Genomic DNA, 16,265 nt, shown 5'->3' on the forward strand with positions numbered 1-16,265 from the left:
GATGTATATTAAGAATTATAAAGATCCTCTATAGGGACATTTCCATGTGGCTGATCACGACTTTCGGCTTCTTCAGCATTGTGCAAAAGCCCGAGGATGTCGCTCGGGGAACCCTTACCGTACGAGCCAGAGCGCGCAAAGACCTGCTGACGCTGAAACAGCACCATCTTCCCGACCTAGGGCCGATCGAGCAGAGCAACCACACGGATTATCGCTACCGGGCCACAGCTTCACGCATATCGATCGCAGCCGCTGTCGCCCACCTGACCGGCGAAGTGGATTACAGCAATTTCAAAAGCGCCGTTGAAGAACGTCAGGGCGCCATGCGAGCCAAGCTTTACCACGATGTCTGGCATGTGCTGTACGGGATTCAATCCAACCCAGCTTTCGATCCCCCGGAACCCAAGGCAGACAGCTACGGAGGCATCCTCATGAGCGGCGGGGGCAAGGTGTTGCTACGTGCGCCAGCCAATCAGCATGGAGGCTATGCCTGGACCTTCGCCAAGACGGCATCCAGCGCTGGCGATGCCCCGAAAAAAACGGCCATGACCGCCATGTACCAGAAAACGGGCTATGTGGGCCGCGTCCGCGCCGAAATTCCGGGGCTCTTCCAAGGCGACGACAGTCTGTCCAGCTACTTCCTGATGGACGTCGATTACCGGGAAGGCGAGCCCAACTGGCAAACGTCAGCACTGCGCTGGGCAAAGCCTGATGAGGCACGAGACCTGATTCGTCTTTCGCCCAACGAGGACGGCCGCAATCGCGATCTGGCGATTCTGGATGCAGCCGAAGCCACGCTGAAAACCATCCCGTACCTTGAGCACCTGGCGGTGCAGCCAGAGGACTGGGATGAGCTGCACGCCATGCCTGAGAGCAATGTCGTACTTCACCCGCGTCTGTGGTACAGCATCGAAGACATGGCCGCCATTCGCCGCGGCTTCTATCCGACTGTCATGGAACAGAAGTGGTTTCTGACCTTCACCGACAACCGCCTGCGCATGTACCGCAGCTGGACGGGCTACCTGATCTTTGATGTTGGATTCACGTTCGGCCCGAAAGGCGCCGCATATGTCAGCGATGTCATCGTCAACCGGGAACGTGAACAGTACCAGCAGGATGACGCCGATGAAGACCTGACCTTGATGAAAAATGTGATCCAGGGCCATCTGCTGATGCCGCTGGATGCGCCGGTAGAAGACGACTTCGCCCTCGCATTGCAGCAAGCGACAAAACCAAATTATCTGGGCTCACCCGATGTAGTGGGCAAGCTCATCGCCAGCATCATCGACGTCGTGGTACGCGATTACATCTCGGACCCAGAATTCCGTGACGATGTACTCAACACACGTGAGGAGGTCGCACTCACCGAAAGCCTTCCCTCGGAAATTGACCGGGGAGTGCTCGCGCGCGGGGTAATTTCCGCGCTGTCGGGTTTTGATGATGCCTACACCACAATGCCGACTTGGCACAGCGCCGGAGAACTTGGCTCGAACATCATGGAACACTTGGCGCCCAAGATCAGCTTTACCGGCTACGAAAGCCTCTATGAACTCGTCGCAGAAGGTATCAAGCAATTGATCGACAGGGCTTATCAACTGCTAATGGCCTATTACGAAGACCCACAAGCCACATGGGACGAGCACGTACTGCCCCAGTTACAGGCATTGCACCAGTACGTGACAGCCGTAATGCTTGGCACCAATACGGTAACCTACGGAAAGAAGACTCTGGACGATATCCGCTGGGAGGCGGCATGATGGTTCATCAGACACGCTAGGCCGGTGCTACGTCTGCAATTGCGATATTCAGCCGCATTTTTTCAGCTTCTCTGACCGCACCCAGCAGGTCGCCCTGGACGGAAAGACGATTACATCTTTGTACGAGGAAGAAACATTCCGGTTTTGCGGAAAGTCGTCTTGGGATGTAATCGAACAGCCCATCGTAGCGAGCTTCAATCCGGTCTATCAGGTATTCCGGATCACCGCGACATGCTCGAAATGCCGGAAGCGGGTGACCGTGCCCAGCGCCGCTACGCGCTCCACATTTCCGAGATGGAAGACATTTCGCAGCCTTGGCTGGCGTCACATCGGACGCTGGACTCCCGGGAGATCGCTGCCTTTTGCCCGTCATGCATCGCCCCCTGGCAAAAGGCAGCGCTTGGCACAGAACTGATCGAAGAGGACAACCTGCCCGTAGAATCCCGAATGGTCGAAGCTCAATAGCCCGAACAGAACAACCACCGTCGACATTCATTCGGTGCTGGAGATGGTGCTCGGCTGCTCGCTGACACCCGACATCGTAGCTGTATCCGAATGAACTAAAATTCAGACCTATATCACCCACCTGAGCATGGCCCTCGTTGCCGCTCCGTTGGCACGATCCCGTGCTGACGCATTCCGTCTCAGGAGTCTGGTGATGATCCCCATATGTCCCCTCGACTATTTGGTCGCCTTCGCGATCGCTTTCCTTCTCGGCGCGCTCTGGACGTTGTGCTTCGGCTGCTACGCAAACAAGATACGGCGGGAGGCGGCCGCCCATGCATGATCACCGCCCATTTGAACCTTCCGACGATGACGAGGAGTGGCTCCAGCACTGCAGGCGACCGCACGATCCACGCGAGCCCCCGGATGATCGTCACCTTGGCGATGAACTGCCCCGCTACCACTCTGGCACGCACAGCGTGATCTATCCCTGTCCGGCCTGCCAGTCATTACTGACTGAGCCGCGTCATCGTGCGCGGCGCATCGGCGGCGCAATTGGTGCTGCTGCCGGAGCAGCTAGCGCGGCAGCAGCAGCACTGACCGGAGCAGAAATCGGAGCGACAGTCGGTACGCCTGGCGGGCCATTCGGCGTGCTGTGTGGCGCCATTGCCGGCGCGGTCATCGCTGGACTGGCCGGAGCTGCCGCTGGCTGTGCCACTGGCGCGACACTTGGCGAATCCCTCGACCAGAAGGTCCTCGACAACTGGCGCTGCCGCGCCTGCGGACACACCTTCTCCATCCGGCCGGACTGACCGGCCTGCGCTTCTCCCCTTTCCTGTTTCCTGATCTTTCCACTGTCGCCCGGCTACGTGCCGGGCTTTATGCACTTGTCTGGAGGTTGATATGCATCTCGTCAGCAATATGGCCTATGTCGGCGAAACCCCGTGGCACGGACTCGGCAACCAGCTTTCTCCGAAACAGCCGATCGAAGTCTGGGCAAAACAAGCCGGCATGGACTGGAACATCGAATCGGCCGAAGTCCGGTTCGTCGCCGGACTGCCCGGTTCCGGCCTCGGTTCCATCCACGCGTTTCCCGAACAACGCGTGCTCTATCGCTCCGACACGAAAGCTCCACTGTCCGTCGTCTCGCCTCGCTATCAAGTCGTGCAGCCGCGCGAAATCTTGGAGTTCTATCGCGACCTGACCGAAGTCGGCGGCTTCGAGCTGGAAACGGCGGGCGTACTCAAAGACGGCAAGAAGCTCTGGGCGCTCGCCCGTACCGGCCAGTCGATCTCGCTCAAGGGCCGCGACGAGGTGAATGGCTTCCTGCTGCTCGCCACCGCCTGCGACGGCACGCTCGCAACGACTGCGCAATTCACATCGGTTCGTGTGGTCTGCAATAACACCTTGCAGATCGCGCTCGGAGACAGCGCCGGTGCCGTCAAGGTACCGCACCGCAGCCAGTTCGATGCGCAGGCGGTCAAGCGCCAGCTCGGCATTGCGATCTCGTCGTGGGATGGGTTCATGGTGCGCATGAAAGCATTGTCGGATCGCAAAGTCTCCGACACGGCGGCGGAAACGTTCTTCCAGCGTGTCTTGACGTATCCGGCGAGTACAGGTTTGCCTGCTCCGGCGACAAATGACAGCGCGATCAAGACTGCGCACGCACTGTACGCCGGTCGCGGCAAGGGTGCCACTTTGCCGTCTGCCTCGGGTACGGCATGGGGTCTCGTGAACAGCATCACCGAGTTCGTCGACCATCAGCGCCGGGCACGCAGCGAAGATCACCGGCGCGATGCCGCGTGGTTCGGCGCTGGCGCCACGCTCAAGCAGAGAGCCTGGGACGAGGCGATGAAGCTCGTCGCATGAAATTTCCATTCCCTGTTGTTACGTCATATATGCCCGGCCGGGGTTTTCCCCGCTGGGCATTTTCACATCTGGAGGTGGTTATGTCTCAAGCTGAACCGGCAGGACGGGGCAGAAACCGTCCGGCATTACGGCTCGTGGAAACGAAAGACCTCTCACGCGACGAATGGCTATCCGCGCGGAAGAACGGGATTGGCGGATCGGATGCGGCGGCAGCCATCGGCCTGAGTCCGTATATGAGCCCGCTGGAATTGTGGCTCATCAAGACCGGACGCGATGCGAACGTGCCCCGGCCCGATGCGGACGACACGACGGAGCCCGTGTATTGGGGCACGTTGCTCGAACCTATTGTCGCCGCGTCGTACACGAAGCAGACCGGAAACAGGGTGCGGCGGGTCAATGCCGTGCTCCGGCATCGGTCTATCCCCTTCATGCTTGCCAACATCGATCGTGAAGTCGTCGGCGTGCCCGATGTGCAAATCCTTGAGTGTAAAACGGCCGGAGAGTTCGGCGCACGGCTGTGGCGCGAGGGTGTGCCCGAATACGTGCAGGTGCAGGTTCAGCACCAACTTGCCGTCACGGGTAAGCGGGCGGCGGATGTGGCCGTGCTGCTCTGCGGGCAGAAGCTTGACGTGCACCGGATCGAACGTGACGACGCATTGATCGCACGGCTCATTCCACTCGAAGCCGCGTTCTGGCGATACGTGGAGACCGATACGCCGCCGCCCGCGGATGGCTCGGAATCGGCTGATCGTGCGCTGCGCCACCTGTATCCGGGAACCGGCGGGACGGTTGATTTCAGCGACGACCGGCGCATGTCGTCGGCGTTCGCCGACCTGGTTGCAGTTCGGGCCGACATCGAGCAACGCGAGGCGCAGGAAGCGCTGCTCAAGCAGACGATCCAGCAGGCGATGGCCGAAGCCGACCGTGCGATCTTCGAGACGGGTTCGGTGTCGTTCAAACGCAGTCGCGATAGCACCGGTGTCGATCTCAAGCGGCTGCTTGTCGATCACCCTGAATTCACGACACAGTACGCGCTCACCAAACCCGGCTCACGCCGGTTTCTCGTGTCCGTCTGAACCACTTCCTGCAGTTCCCGCGGTTTTCTCTTTCTCCCACGTTGGTTTGCTTCGCCCATCAGTTTCTCTTTCCGTTGTCCGTTTCCCTAATCTACAGGAGAACCACCATGCTCAAGGGCCTCTCAATCACGCCACCCGTGATCGGTCGCATTTCCATTGGCCGTGTCGTCGAAAAGAACGGTAAACGCCTGCCCGAGAAGGACGATCAATTTACTCTGACGACCCAGGTTCAGCAGCGCGGCGAATGGGTGCTGCATCCGCTGAACGAGTCGTTGCGCAAAGTCACCTCTGGCAAGCTTCGCGCGATTCCCGTGCGTTTCCTGTTTAACGATCCCAATCTGAACCTGCGCGCCGAGTATTCGCTGTTCGACCGCGATACCGGGCGACCCGTATGCGTCGGCAATGGCGAGACGTGTAGACGCGCGGGCGACGCAGGCATTGAAGCGCTGCCGTGTCCGTCGCCAGACGGCTGCGCATTCGGGCAGGCGGGCAACTGCAAGCCATATGGTCGGCTGAACGTCACGATCGGCGACGAGGATGAACTTGGGTCGTTCGTCTTTCGCACAACCTCGTTCAACTCGATTCGCACGCTTGCCGCACGGCTTCATTACTTCAGCGCCGTGTCAGGCAATCTGCTCGCGTGTCTGCCGCTGGAGTTGAAGCTGCGCGGCAAGTCCACAACGCAGAGTTACCGGTCTGCCATCTACTACGTGGACCTCGGGGTGCGCGGCGGCGCCACGCTCGAGGAGACGATCACGCACGCACGCGAACTCGATGCGCGCCGCAAGGCTGCCGGTTTCGATCAGACGGCGCTGGATGCCGCAGCGCGAACCGGTTTTGCCAACGGCGCTTTCGAGGACAGTCCGGAGGACGGTGCGGCCGTCGCCGAAGAGTTCTACCCGGAGGGCGAACCGGATGGATCGAGCGTCAAGGCTCAGACAGAGCAAGGCCAGACCGGAAACGATCGGCCGACGCTGCGCGACAAGCTCGACCGGAAAGCAGCGCTCCTTGGGGGAGCCGCCGCATGAGTACGCGTGGCGTTGCGCCGTCGCGCTGGTCAATCGTGCTCGCAAGCGGGGCCACCGGAACCGCCATCTGCATGTCGGTGCTTGCGGGCTGGCAACGCGGTGGGCGACTGTCCGAGCGCCTGGTGTGGGTGGCAATCGGTATCGTAATGGCGAGCGCCGCCCACCTCCTCCCTGCCCTTACCCGCTCAGCTCGACGACCGGTTCGCTGGGTGGCTAGCTGCTTGTGGATCGCGTGTATGGGGGCGGCTTGCTACGGTCACGCGACGTTTTTCCTGCTGGCGCAGCAGCACGCAGGTGAAGACCGAGCGGCATCAGTCACGCCGACGGTCACGACGCTTTCGGGTTCGTCTCATCACAGTCTCACGGCGATCATGACGGAACGGGCGAGGGTGACGGGCGCGCTGGCTTTCGCCAATACCCGGCATTGCTCGCATGACTGTTCAACGTTACTGATCCGTCGGGCATCGCTGGCGGCACAGCTCGATGCGCTGAACGCTGAGGCCGACGACGTCAGGCGAAGTCGGACGGCGGATGACCGGGCAGAGGAACGACGGGACACGCTAACGGCCGATCCAGTCACAACGCGACTGGCGGCGTCACTCGGCACAAACGTGACTCGCATCGATCTGATCTCGGGACTCGCGTACGCCGCGATACTCGAAGGAGTTGCCGCTCTACTCTGGACGGTCGCGCTTCAGTCACGAATCAGGGGGGCAGTCACGCCGGAGGTGATAGATCCGGTAACGGTCAGTCACGTCAGCGTCGCGCCTGGTCGCGTGTCGGTTAGCGAACCCGGTACAGAGACTGTCGCGTCTCCAGTTCCCCGAGAGACGCCGGAAATCGAAGTCATGAAACTCGCCCGGGATGTCGCAGCAGGTCACGTGCGCGCAACCGTTGCCGATATCCGCCGCCACAAGGGCTGCTCGCAGGCCCGCGCGGCAGCCTTGCGCAAGCAGCTGAACGAGCTCTCCCAACCCTCGTAAGCCAGGCGCCCGCCTGGATTCTTTCCCTTAAATCCCGTGTATCCGATTCCCGTCGGAGGCGGACGCACGTCTATCCACTGGAGAAAACCATCATGAATCTGCCGTCCATCCACCTCGCTCGCCCGCGTCTGAAGCCCGGGAAGATCTTCGTCACACCCGCGGCGCTGAAGGCGTTGCAGAGCGCGGGCATTTCCCTCTTCGACCCGCTGCTCCGACACATACGCGGTGACTGGGGCGATATTCCAGAGAGTGATCGCCAACAAAATGAACTTGCCCTGACGGCCGGCTTACGCATCCTATCGAGCTACGCGCTACCGAACGGTCGACGGGTGTGGCTCATCACGGAATGGGACAGGTCGGCGACGACCATCCTGCTGCCCGACGATTACTGACGTGCTGATGGCAAAAGCGTCCTCGCCAGTTTGCGAGGGCCCGTGTTCATTTCGTTAAAGAGCGAGCGCCTTCGGGCGCTCGCTCACCCTGGTTCGAGATTTTTTTGCACGTTTCCAGATAATTTCGTCCCATGCGGTGCAATGCATACCGTGGAGCGTAAGTGAAAACGAAAGCGTCTCAGAACGGCCAAGCGACGTTCAACGGCATTGCGTTGAACTGCCAAACTTCGGCCATCGCTGTCATTCGCTCCGCATGGTCCCCGTGCTCAACGGATGCCCGCTCGCGAGTGAAGCCTAGGACTGGAGTCGACCCCATATAGCCGTTCGGCGCCCCATCGGGGGAACGGCGGCTTTGCCGGCCTAACGGTCTCTCGCGTACATCCGCTGCAGTCTAACTGTCCGTCTTAGCCGTGTATCCAAAGGTCTATCTCGAATGCGCCTCCCTACTATGGCATTGGGAGTTCCATCGGTATAGTCTTTACGAATCCTGGGCGATCCACGGTTCTTATATGACGAACGAGACAGAACCGAAGGGAAATAACCCGCCGCGGGCGGACAGTGGCGTCAATGCCGCTGCGACGGCCGATGCCACCGACGAAGGTGCCGAGCGAAACCCCGCGTTAAAGCCCCGGCCTGATTTTGCAGCAAAGGCGTCCGATCTTGAAGCGCTTAGGGATGCGGTTGCTGATGCAGCGAGCGTTGCGGGCGGGCTATGGTTAAGCTATATCTTCACATTCTTTTATCTAGCTATTGCGGCTGGCAGTGTGACGCACCGCGACCTTTTCTTCGAGCGACCGGTAAAACTACCATTCCTTAACGTCGACCTTCCTCTCGTTGGTTTTTTCACCTTAGCACCAGCAATTTTTATTGCCGTACATACTTACCTGTTGCTGCACCTTGTTTTGCTGGCGACCAAAGTTGGCGCGTTCGCTATCGAACTTCATTCGCAGGTCGGCGACGATAGTCAGAGAGAACGACTCCGTGGGCAATTGCCGAGTAGTATTTTCGTTCAACTGCTCGCAGGCCCGCGTGAACTCCAGCATGGTCTGATTGGCTTAACTCTGGGACTTATCGCACTTTCGAGTCTCTGCGTCGGACCGCTTGGATTACTCATATTTTTCCAACTTCAATTTCTGCCCTATCAAGATGATGCGGTTGTGTGGTGGCAACGAATCATTGTGATTGCGGATGTCGGGTTACTTTGGATTTTGTGGCCGACCTTCTGGCGAGGAAATCAGGCACCCTCGTCCAATGTCAAAAACGGCACCTTTATACTCCTTTCCTGCGTAAGTCTTACTGCTGTTATCTTCGCCTTCGCGATTGCCACGTTTCCCGGCGAGTGGCTTGAAGACCGCATACCTACGATCGACATAATTCCATTGAGGGACGCAAACGGCGGGCAATGGCACTTTATCTCCCCTCATAAATTCTTGGTTGCCGGGGATGTTGATTTGCGGACACGCAGGCCAGTTAGCCTCTGGTCTAATCGGCTCGTACTTCCGGGAATTGATGTGCTTGATCGTTCTAAATTTGATACTGAGGCGAAGACGATGGACGCGACAGAAACGCTGTCATTGCGCGCTCGCCACCTACAAGGCGCTGTTCTTATTGACGCTAACTTGAGGAAGGTGGACTTTACTGCGGCAAAATTGCAGGGCGCGTTGCTTACCGACTCCGACCTGCGGGGCGCAAACTTCGGATGTACACGTGCACAGTTGCAAACTAAGGACTTCGAATGCACTCATCTCGAGGGCGCTGTTCTTGTGGGGGCACATCTAGAAAACGCAAACCTGGTTGGAGCACAACTTGCCGCCGCATCTCTAACAGTGGCTCATCTTCAAGGGGCATCGCTTGCCGGCGCTAACTTGTTAGGAGCATATCTTGGCGGAGCTTATCTTCAAGCCACGACGCTTGACAACGCTGATCTTCGGGGAGCTGTACTCTCAGAGGCAGATCTCAGCGAATCGTCATTCGAAGGGACGCAACTGCAAGGAGCAGTACTCTCTGACGCTAAAATTCAGTACTCTTCATTTCTAAGAGCGTTCGTTTGGCGAGCAGACATTCTTGGGGTCTCCGCTAAAGACACGATTGTGTCCGCTCCTGAGACTGGGCCCAAGGACGTGTGCGGGAACACAACCGCGAAAGAAAAATGCACATTTGTGGTCTACTCGCCAGAAACTTTTCATTCACTAATGCGCCGGCTTGCGGAAGATGTCCCCGCAGGCGAACTTCGGGTCAATGCGCTTCAGCGAATTATGCAGAGACTCAATCCCGAAACACCGTTAAATGAAGAAAAACGGATAACCGCTGCGTGGATAGGATTCGAGAGATCGTCCCCTGCAAAGACTGTATTCGAGAAGGGGCTCATGTCGCAGTTGCGTGCTACCGCTTGCGCGGTCGAAGGTGCGCCCTATCCGCTTCTCGGAGTTCTCGATCGACTCTGGGAATACACTATCGATGAGCCTCAACTTAGTCCGGCGAAGCTCGCGCTAATCGATTCGCTTCTCGACGAGAAGCACTGTCCCGGCGCTCAGGGCCTATCAGCAGCCAAAAGAGGTGAGCTCCGTCAGATCCGGGAGCAAAGTGTAGGCGCAATACCCAACCAAATGGCCAAGCGGCAGAGGTGACTGATTGGCGTTCTCACGGTAGCTGTTGCCAACGGCAAGTAAAAGTGCGGTCGAAAGTACAGACTGTATGAGACGCCGGATAATACGCGCAACGCGGCGCCCCGGACCCTGCCGTAGGACGGTCCATTGGACGGCACAAGTCGAAGTCAACCGCGAAATACGAATACCCCGCTTCCTGCTTGTTCCGACCATTCCAGGGCATAGCGACAGACCATTATGCGGGTCCTGCGTCGCGCGCTGATAAAATCCCGCACAGAAGGATCGCCCTCCAAGGTCAGGACAGTCATGGATTACCGCGTCAGCTACGAACACAGCCTGAAGAATGCACCTGATGCTCATGGGGCGAAGCTCACCGATAGATCAACGGCCCTTAGCGAATAGTCGCTACGCGAGGCGACTTCGATCCGCGTCCACGCTGAGTGTTGCGAGCACTACTTCACCCTCCGGACATCGAATGGGCGCGCGGTTGTGAAGTCAATCATGCTTGCTAGCGACTCAACACAGTGGCGATTCATTTGATCGAAGAAGTCACCCCTGACTGGCAACCGCGAATAATTCGGTAAATAGCGCGCGCTCTTGCAAAACAACCGCCATTCTCGAAACATCGCGAGCCGCGGTGACGGCATCGCGCAACTTCTCGTCGCTCCAAGGAGCGCGGCGTGCGGCTTCAATCATCAGTGACAGAGAAGTTCCTGATGCAGCCCTCGGAAATCGCGCGGCCAATATCCGTCTTGCTTTCTTGTCATCTAGAACCACGCTCCCTAAACCTTCCACTGCCATGGCGATAGCTGCGCTTTCGCCATCATCCAGGGTTTCTGTCGACGAGCCGCTTAGCAATGAGAGGTACGTTTCGTACGCCCGTTCTGACATCCGGCAGAGTTTCAATGATCCATCGTCGAACAGTGGTTGCAGAGGAGCACTCTCGGTTCGCTGCCCCGGCATGCGTCGAACCTCGGCCGCGGTGCGCTCCTCCACCCAACATGGAACGCCTAGAGCCTGCAGTAGCTCTTTGGGTATCCCCGTTCCGAGAATATTGAATAGCACACTTGCGTCCAGTACCAACGGTCCGCCCGGAAATTCACTAGATGGTAAGCTCAAGCTCGTCCCCTTCGCCTTCCGGAACCACATGCTCTAGTACATCTCGCACAGAACCCAAGTCCAGTTGCAGCTTTTTCGCAATCTGCTGCTCTGATAACAAGCCCTTTTCGAATGCCTCTGCAGCCAGTAGCATGGTCCGCGGGGTAAAACGGTTAGAGGTTTCCGGCTCGTCCAGCTCGCGCCGTACCTCTTCAAGGTGCTGCGTTCCTAGTCCCTTCGCCTTCAGTGCCTCATAGGTGCCTTTCGGCAAAAGGCCCAACCCTTCGAGACGACGCGTCATCGCTTCAATAGAAGTATGGAAATAAACGGCCATTGCAAGTAGCTGTCGGACGGAGAACTGGCCCGCAGCATCGCGCAGTTCGGCCGCCTTCTTTCGGACCGTCATTGCGGGCATAAGCAACGCTCGCGCGAACGCATCGCAGAACCTTTCTTCCCTGTCGCCTGAATCACTTTCAAGAGTATGAATGACCACACCGGAACGTCTCAACAGAGCATGACAAAGCTCATGCGCGATAGTGAGGCGTCTGCGTGCAGCGGGGTGAACTGCGTTCACGACGATGAATCCCCCAACTGATTCATCGTAGGCGAAAGCTCCGCTAATCCGCGGGGGAAGGCCGCGCTCGAATACGCGCAACCCCATGTCTAGCTCGACAAGAGATATGAGGTCAGGTATTGGACCAAAGCCGATGCCTAGGCGTTGTCGAGTAGCGAGTGCGACGTCTTCCGCCTGCTGCTCGACAGGCCCAGACTTAGAAATAGAGATGACTGGCAAGTCTGGCTGCAGCATCGGTCGGTCGAGCATGGCTTCGAGCTCCACCGACGCTGCGGCAAGCTTGTTCAGAAGCAAATGCGCGGCAGTGCTATCGGCGTCATCACTGCTCGAGTGAGACCGAAACTTCAACTCCATGTCCAAACTTGGCGTGCCATCAGCGAGAAGCTCGCTCTCCGACACGGCATACAACTCCGCAAATGCTCGCAGCTCATCGGACGAAATCGATCGCTTTCCGTTCTCGATGGCGACCACAGTCGTACGCGCGAATCCAAGGTTCTGCGCCACCGCTTCCTGCGTCAACTTTGCTAGCGAGCGGGCGCTTTTCAGTCTCGGCCCTAAGACCTCGGGACGGACCTTCAATTCGATAGCCATGCTATCCCCTCGCAGTTCGTGAAATCCATGAGTTTCCGCCGCACGCAGAGAGGAATGCACTCCACTCTGCCGCGTGACAATTCAACAAACTGATCAAGCCGTTTGTCGTACTTTCGATGCCACCGTCAACGAACCGGGCTAAATCAACGGCGGTAGCTTGAGCGGCGTTGTGACCCGATGCCGAAGCCAAATCGGCGAGACGTTGCATGTCTCTAGCACCGTTTCTCGCAAGGTCAGAGAAAAATTTCATCTTGACCGCACCATCCCCCGGCCGCAGCGCTGATTCGAGCGTGACTGCGGTCAAGTCTTCAAAGAGGTACTCGGTCGCGCCGTCGAGATTTACGGAGTGTTCCGCAGAGCGCCTAAGAAGACAGTTTCCGCACACGCCACAGTGGAACATTTGTCCGTCGCGGGACGTGAGCCGCGCATCGCATGAGCACGACCAGTGCCTCTCCAAGACTGCTCGCACGTTTTCGCCAGCATCCGACAGCGCACGCAAAACACCGCCCTTCGTTTCGAAAAGCGCCGGATGATAGAACTCGACCTGCTTCCCCGTCAATGCTTCAATGAAGCGAGAAAGTTTGGTGGTGAAGCCGGGATAGCAGCTCCGGTGTTTCGCCTCGTGCCCGGTCATCACCAACGATCCGCCAATGCTGCCTTGACCGTTCTCGGGAATCATGACCTTGTTTGCTCCCGACTCGATCGCGCCGAAACTAGCGAGGAGATAGAACATAAACGGGCGAGACCTGAAGCTGGGCTCTCCGCGCCGCATCGGTTTTACCGAAACGGGAACTCGCACGTACTGGATGCCTTCAGATGCCTTGCGTTTCAACTCGTTGCCATGAGCCAAGCCCGAAGCGCGGGCATCGGCATAAACACAAACCACTTCTGTACCCGGTTGTCTCAGTTGCCACAACCGGACCTGTCCGTAAGAGTCCAAACCGTGGCTGAAGGGAACGAAGAGTAACTCTCTGTTACCGAGCGATATGTCAGTTAACGGCGACTGCTCCAACGTTGGGGGGGCGCCCGTTCGCTCCGTAAAAGCAAACGACCAGTTATCTCCGGTCAAATAATTTAGACAATGCACGAGCGAGTCTTGAACCGCTTGCTGCAGCCAAAGGTCTCGCTCGAAAACGGGAAGCTCAATGTGCAAACGACGCCCCCAGCCCTTCGCATGGTGTCGCATAAGCTTTCGGTCAGCATACTTGACCGCACCAATCAACGTCATCAGGTCGTGAGCGAGCCCGTCCGATTGCCGGAAGCAATACGCGGAGAGGCGATCTGGGCGCACCTTGATGTCGTCGCCCAAGCGAACCAAGTGGACTTTAGGAGGCTTGCGTGCGCGCCTGTCCGCAACACGCCTGTCCGTAACACGGAAGCGGGCTGAGGGCGAACCGGCAGGAGAAGTGGCTTGGCGATTCATAGGTTTATATCTAGAGACAGACCTAGCATCTGGCCCTTATCTAGCTTCTTCCGCATGCGGGGGGCTGGCTCCGAGGTGAAGTCGATGTCGGCGGCAAGCTTGGCCATGGCGCGACGCAATTGAAAACTCTGCATCTCACCAAACTCATCAGCGACACTCAATGCGCAGTGCTCAATTCCGTGACGGGCGCAGTCGCTAACCACAGCTGCACGGACCACGCCCTCCAACTTATCCATAGGACCGCCATAGGCTACCTGGCGAGCAACCTCGCAGACGTTTCTCTCAAGCGGCGAGCTGGCGCTTTGCTCGAAGTCGTCCACGACGGCGAGAACGCTATCGATACCGAAGAGATCCCCGCGCGCTTCTTCTACCTTGAACGCGAGCTCCGCGAACCAAGTCGAGCGCACACCATCCTCCCATTCGCGGCACGAAGCTCGATGGATTTCAAGCACAGCCTCGGCCTTGTCTGGCAATTCCACAGCTCGCACGGCTTTCCGCCAATGCGGCCGCAACGCTACAGTCGTATGCAGATCATCACGCATCCACACTCTCCGCCCGATTCGGATAGGTACATCATAGGCCACATCGTGACAATGTCAATTTATTTTTATATTAACTTTCGACATTGTCAAATCGGGTTAGGAAATTGTGGACCGTCGTCAGCGGAGTGCGATGGGAGCACCGGGAGAATTGACGTTGCGTCAAGCAGAGCGACTTACGCCTGCAGTTGGCTCTTTCGGCTCTTTCGGCTCTTTCGGCTCTTTCGGCTCTTTCGGCTCTTTCGGCTCTTTCGGCTCTTTCGGCTCTTTCGGCTCTTTCATCGGCAGCCGATCACGCATACATCACTTTGCTCTCGGTGCATCCCATTTCGCCGTCATCGCCGCGATTGACTATGGATCGTCCGCGGGGAACAATCTGCGTCACATTTTTAATTAGGTTGTCATGCCATGCCCGGTAGCGATCAAGTCCCTGAGGAACATCGGAAGCACCTGCAGGAGTTCGCACAGGCGCGGTCTCCGGAGACTCGACAAATCGCGTTAACGGCGCTGATCTCTGGAAAATTCCTGCCGAAGTTCGCCGATGCACCGGAAATTATCGAGGGCAAACGTCGCACGCTCATAGATGCCGTGTCTCACGAAACGCCACGTCTTCGCCTGTTGGCCATCGCCGAAATCATGCGACTGGGTCAGGTCGTCAAGCGTTGGCAACCGGAAATCACGGCCGCACTGGAACAGGCGTTCGTGTCCGAACTGCCGCCGATCAGCCTGCTCGACGAGGCGGACGATCGCCTGAACCTCGCGCGCGCCTTGTCGCAGTTCCAGCGCGACTGGCTCGTGGATTATCTGGCGACATCGATCGTCGAGGAGGAGCAGGGCGAAAAGGCGCGCGCCGAACTCATGGCGGCGCTTTTGGTTCGCTGCGATACGCTCGCCGCAGCGGTCGCGAAACTCGCGGCGCGCTTCAAAATGCTGCGGCCCTCGACCGATTCTCCCGCGAATACCGTGGCGCGCCGGCTCACGCGGACGCTTAGCGCCTTGCGCGCCTGTTTGCCCGAACTTGACCTCGAGGCAGGCACGGAAATCGGTGCCGCGCTAAATACCATCGTGGAAGGCGCGTTCTCCGCATCAGGCCGGCCGGACGACGAGAAAGCAAAGATCGAACTGGTACGCGAGACGCTTCTGGCGCTGCACGACATCGTCCGCACGCGGTTCTCCGTGGTCGCAGACGCAACCACGTATCAGGTCGTGAGGTTGTGCAAGCGCTTCTGGCGTTCGAGCAGTTGGCCGGACGAGCTTGCCGGCGCACTCAGCAAACTTATCACGGACGTCTCTGAGGCGCTGATCCTGCTCGGCCGCCAAGGGCGGCGCGATCAGTCACTTCTCGATCAACTTGACATTCTGTGTAAATACCCAGAACGCGCGCGGGCGATATCCAAATCACTGGCGGACCGGCATATCGAGCTCGACGAATCTGTACGCAAATGGCTTTCACGCGAGCGGGACACGGATTCGACGCTTTCAAGTCATGCTGCCGAAGAAATGGCGGCAAGCAACGCGGACGCGAGCATCGGATTGGCGCTGCAAACCGTGCGCGAGGCGCGAGCAATGGCGGCTGGTCTTGGCGAACCGCTTTTGTCGGGACTGGAGATCTATGAGCCGAATCTGGCGGGTGCCACGCGGGCGCTACTTGACACGGTGAACGCTTCCGCAGTGGAAATTGAACAGGTGGCCAGGTTGCGCGGGATCAGCCTGTACGGGAATCGAGGTGAGGAAATCGATGTCGCGCCAAAATTTTTTGAAGTCGTCGGTGCGACGCCGCGAAGCCGAATGACTGTGACGCAGCCTGCAGTCGTTCGGATTCGCGAAAACGGGGATATCAGGGACGTAATCTTGAAAGGACTTGTCCAATAGGACCTATCGAGCA

Annotated in this window: 15 protein-coding genes; 10 read left to right on the top strand and 5 right to left on the bottom strand. The window is 58.3% G+C overall.

Features of this window, described 5'->3' with window-relative positions:
* Window positions 1-44: 44 nt before the first annotated feature.
* The 9 genes from P3T25_RS27370 (at window position 45) to P3T25_RS27410 (ending at window position 10,176) form a co-directional block, all read left to right on the top strand.
* Complete coding sequence (locus P3T25_RS27370) at window positions 45-1,757, top strand: hypothetical protein (RefSeq protein WP_429359784.1); 1,713 nt, start codon at window positions 45-47, stop codon at window positions 1,755-1,757.
* Between the two features lie 231 nt (window positions 1,758-1,988).
* On the top strand, window positions 1,989-2,222 hold the full coding sequence (locus P3T25_RS27375; protein ID WP_429359786.1) for a hypothetical protein: 234 nt from the start codon (window positions 1,989-1,991) through the stop codon (window positions 2,220-2,222).
* A gap of 314 nt (window positions 2,223-2,536) precedes the next feature.
* Window positions 2,537-3,013, top strand: a complete 477-nt coding sequence (locus P3T25_RS27380; RefSeq protein WP_429359788.1) for a hypothetical protein — start codon at window positions 2,537-2,539, stop codon at window positions 3,011-3,013.
* Between the two features lie 91 nt (window positions 3,014-3,104).
* Complete coding sequence (locus P3T25_RS27385) at window positions 3,105-4,070, top strand: DUF932 domain-containing protein (protein ID WP_429359790.1); 966 nt, start codon at window positions 3,105-3,107, stop codon at window positions 4,068-4,070.
* A gap of 80 nt (window positions 4,071-4,150) precedes the next feature.
* Entirely contained in the window at window positions 4,151-5,146 is a 996-nt protein-coding gene (locus P3T25_RS27390) for a YqaJ viral recombinase family protein (RefSeq protein WP_429359792.1), read from the top strand.
* A gap of 107 nt (window positions 5,147-5,253) precedes the next feature.
* On the top strand, window positions 5,254-6,174 hold the full coding sequence (locus tag P3T25_RS27395) for a phage capsid protein (protein ID WP_429359794.1): 921 nt from the start codon (window positions 5,254-5,256) through the stop codon (window positions 6,172-6,174).
* Window positions 6,171-7,157 (top strand): hypothetical protein, encoded by a 987-nt coding sequence (locus P3T25_RS27400; protein ID WP_429359796.1) that lies wholly within the window; start codon window positions 6,171-6,173, stop codon window positions 7,155-7,157. The genes P3T25_RS27395 and P3T25_RS27400 overlap by 4 nt, the downstream gene beginning before the upstream one ends.
* Before the next feature lie 92 nt (window positions 7,158-7,249).
* Window positions 7,250-7,549 carry a hypothetical protein gene (locus tag P3T25_RS27405; protein ID WP_429359798.1) on the top strand — a complete coding sequence of 100 codons (300 nt, stop codon included), beginning with the start codon at window positions 7,250-7,252 and terminating at the stop codon, window positions 7,547-7,549.
* Window positions 7,550-8,058: 509 nt separating this feature from the next.
* Window positions 8,059-10,176 (top strand): pentapeptide repeat-containing protein, encoded by a 2,118-nt coding sequence (locus P3T25_RS27410; protein ID WP_429359800.1) that lies wholly within the window; start codon window positions 8,059-8,061, stop codon window positions 10,174-10,176.
* 528 nt (window positions 10,177-10,704) lie between these two features.
* On the opposite strand, the gene P3T25_RS27415 is transcribed toward P3T25_RS27410, so the two are convergent.
* The 5 genes from P3T25_RS27415 to P3T25_RS27435 form a co-directional block, all read right to left on the bottom strand.
* Entirely contained in the window at window positions 10,705-11,220 is a 516-nt protein-coding gene (locus P3T25_RS27415) for a hypothetical protein (RefSeq protein WP_429359802.1), read from the bottom strand.
* A 37-nt stretch (window positions 11,221-11,257) separates the two neighbouring features.
* Window positions 11,258-12,418 carry a helix-turn-helix domain-containing protein gene (locus tag P3T25_RS27420; protein WP_429359804.1) on the bottom strand — a complete coding sequence of 387 codons (1,161 nt, stop codon included), beginning with the start codon at window positions 12,416-12,418 and terminating at the stop codon, window positions 11,258-11,260.
* A 1-nt stretch (window position 12,419) separates the two neighbouring features.
* The gene (locus tag P3T25_RS27425) at window positions 12,420-13,727 is read right to left on the bottom strand and encodes a hypothetical protein (RefSeq protein ID WP_429359806.1); all 1,308 of its coding nucleotides are present in this window, start codon (window positions 13,725-13,727) and stop codon (window positions 12,420-12,422) included.
* A 110-nt stretch (window positions 13,728-13,837) separates the two neighbouring features.
* The gene (locus tag P3T25_RS27430; RefSeq protein ID WP_429359808.1) at window positions 13,838-14,383 is read right to left on the bottom strand and encodes a hypothetical protein; all 546 of its coding nucleotides are present in this window, start codon (window positions 14,381-14,383) and stop codon (window positions 13,838-13,840) included.
* Window positions 14,384-14,542: 159 nt separating this feature from the next.
* A complete protein-coding gene (locus P3T25_RS27435) occupies window positions 14,543-14,680 on the bottom strand; it encodes a hypothetical protein (RefSeq protein WP_429359810.1) in 138 nt (45 codons plus the stop codon).
* Window positions 14,681-14,788: 108 nt separating this feature from the next.
* Between P3T25_RS27435 and P3T25_RS27440 the strand changes: the two genes are divergently transcribed.
* Window positions 14,789-16,252, top strand: a complete 1,464-nt coding sequence (locus tag P3T25_RS27440) for a hypothetical protein (protein WP_429359812.1) — start codon at window positions 14,789-14,791, stop codon at window positions 16,250-16,252.
* Window positions 16,253-16,265 lie beyond the last annotated feature (13 nt).

The organism is Paraburkholderia sp. GAS32, from assembly GCF_050434225.1.
Classification (GTDB): Bacteria; Pseudomonadota; Gammaproteobacteria; order Burkholderiales; family Burkholderiaceae; genus Paraburkholderia; species Paraburkholderia madseniana.

What these genes read in the sequence shown, in the direction of transcription:
- P3T25_RS27430 (WP_429359808.1), bottom strand. Translation starts at nt 14,383, where the DNA reads ATGCGTGATGATCTGCATACGACTGTAGCGTTGCGGCCGCATTGGCGG.
- P3T25_RS27410 (WP_429359800.1), top strand. Translation starts at nt 8,059, where the DNA reads ATGACGAACGAGACAGAACCGAAGGGAAATAACCCGCCGCGGGCGGAC.
- P3T25_RS27400 (WP_429359796.1), top strand. Translation starts at nt 6,171, where the DNA reads ATGAGTACGCGTGGCGTTGCGCCGTCGCGCTGGTCAATCGTGCTCGCA.
- P3T25_RS27380 (WP_429359788.1), top strand. Translation starts at nt 2,537, where the DNA reads ATGCATGATCACCGCCCATTTGAACCTTCCGACGATGACGAGGAGTGG.
- P3T25_RS27385 (WP_429359790.1), top strand. Translation starts at nt 3,105, where the DNA reads ATGCATCTCGTCAGCAATATGGCCTATGTCGGCGAAACCCCGTGGCAC.
- P3T25_RS27435 (WP_429359810.1), bottom strand. Translation starts at nt 14,680, where the DNA reads ATGCGTGATCGGCTGCCGATGAAAGAGCCGAAAGAGCCGAAAGAGCCG.
- P3T25_RS27420 (WP_429359804.1), bottom strand. Translation starts at nt 12,418, where the DNA reads ATGGCTATCGAATTGAAGGTCCGTCCCGAGGTCTTAGGGCCGAGACTG.
- P3T25_RS27375 (WP_429359786.1), top strand. Translation starts at nt 1,989, where the DNA reads ATGCTCGAAATGCCGGAAGCGGGTGACCGTGCCCAGCGCCGCTACGCG.
- P3T25_RS27440 (WP_429359812.1), top strand. Translation starts at nt 14,789, where the DNA reads ATGCCCGGTAGCGATCAAGTCCCTGAGGAACATCGGAAGCACCTGCAG.
- P3T25_RS27405 (WP_429359798.1), top strand. Translation starts at nt 7,250, where the DNA reads ATGAATCTGCCGTCCATCCACCTCGCTCGCCCGCGTCTGAAGCCCGGG.
- P3T25_RS27395 (WP_429359794.1), top strand. Translation starts at nt 5,254, where the DNA reads ATGCTCAAGGGCCTCTCAATCACGCCACCCGTGATCGGTCGCATTTCC.
- P3T25_RS27370 (WP_429359784.1), top strand. Translation starts at nt 45, where the DNA reads ATGTGGCTGATCACGACTTTCGGCTTCTTCAGCATTGTGCAAAAGCCC.
- P3T25_RS27390 (WP_429359792.1), top strand. Translation starts at nt 4,151, where the DNA reads ATGTCTCAAGCTGAACCGGCAGGACGGGGCAGAAACCGTCCGGCATTA.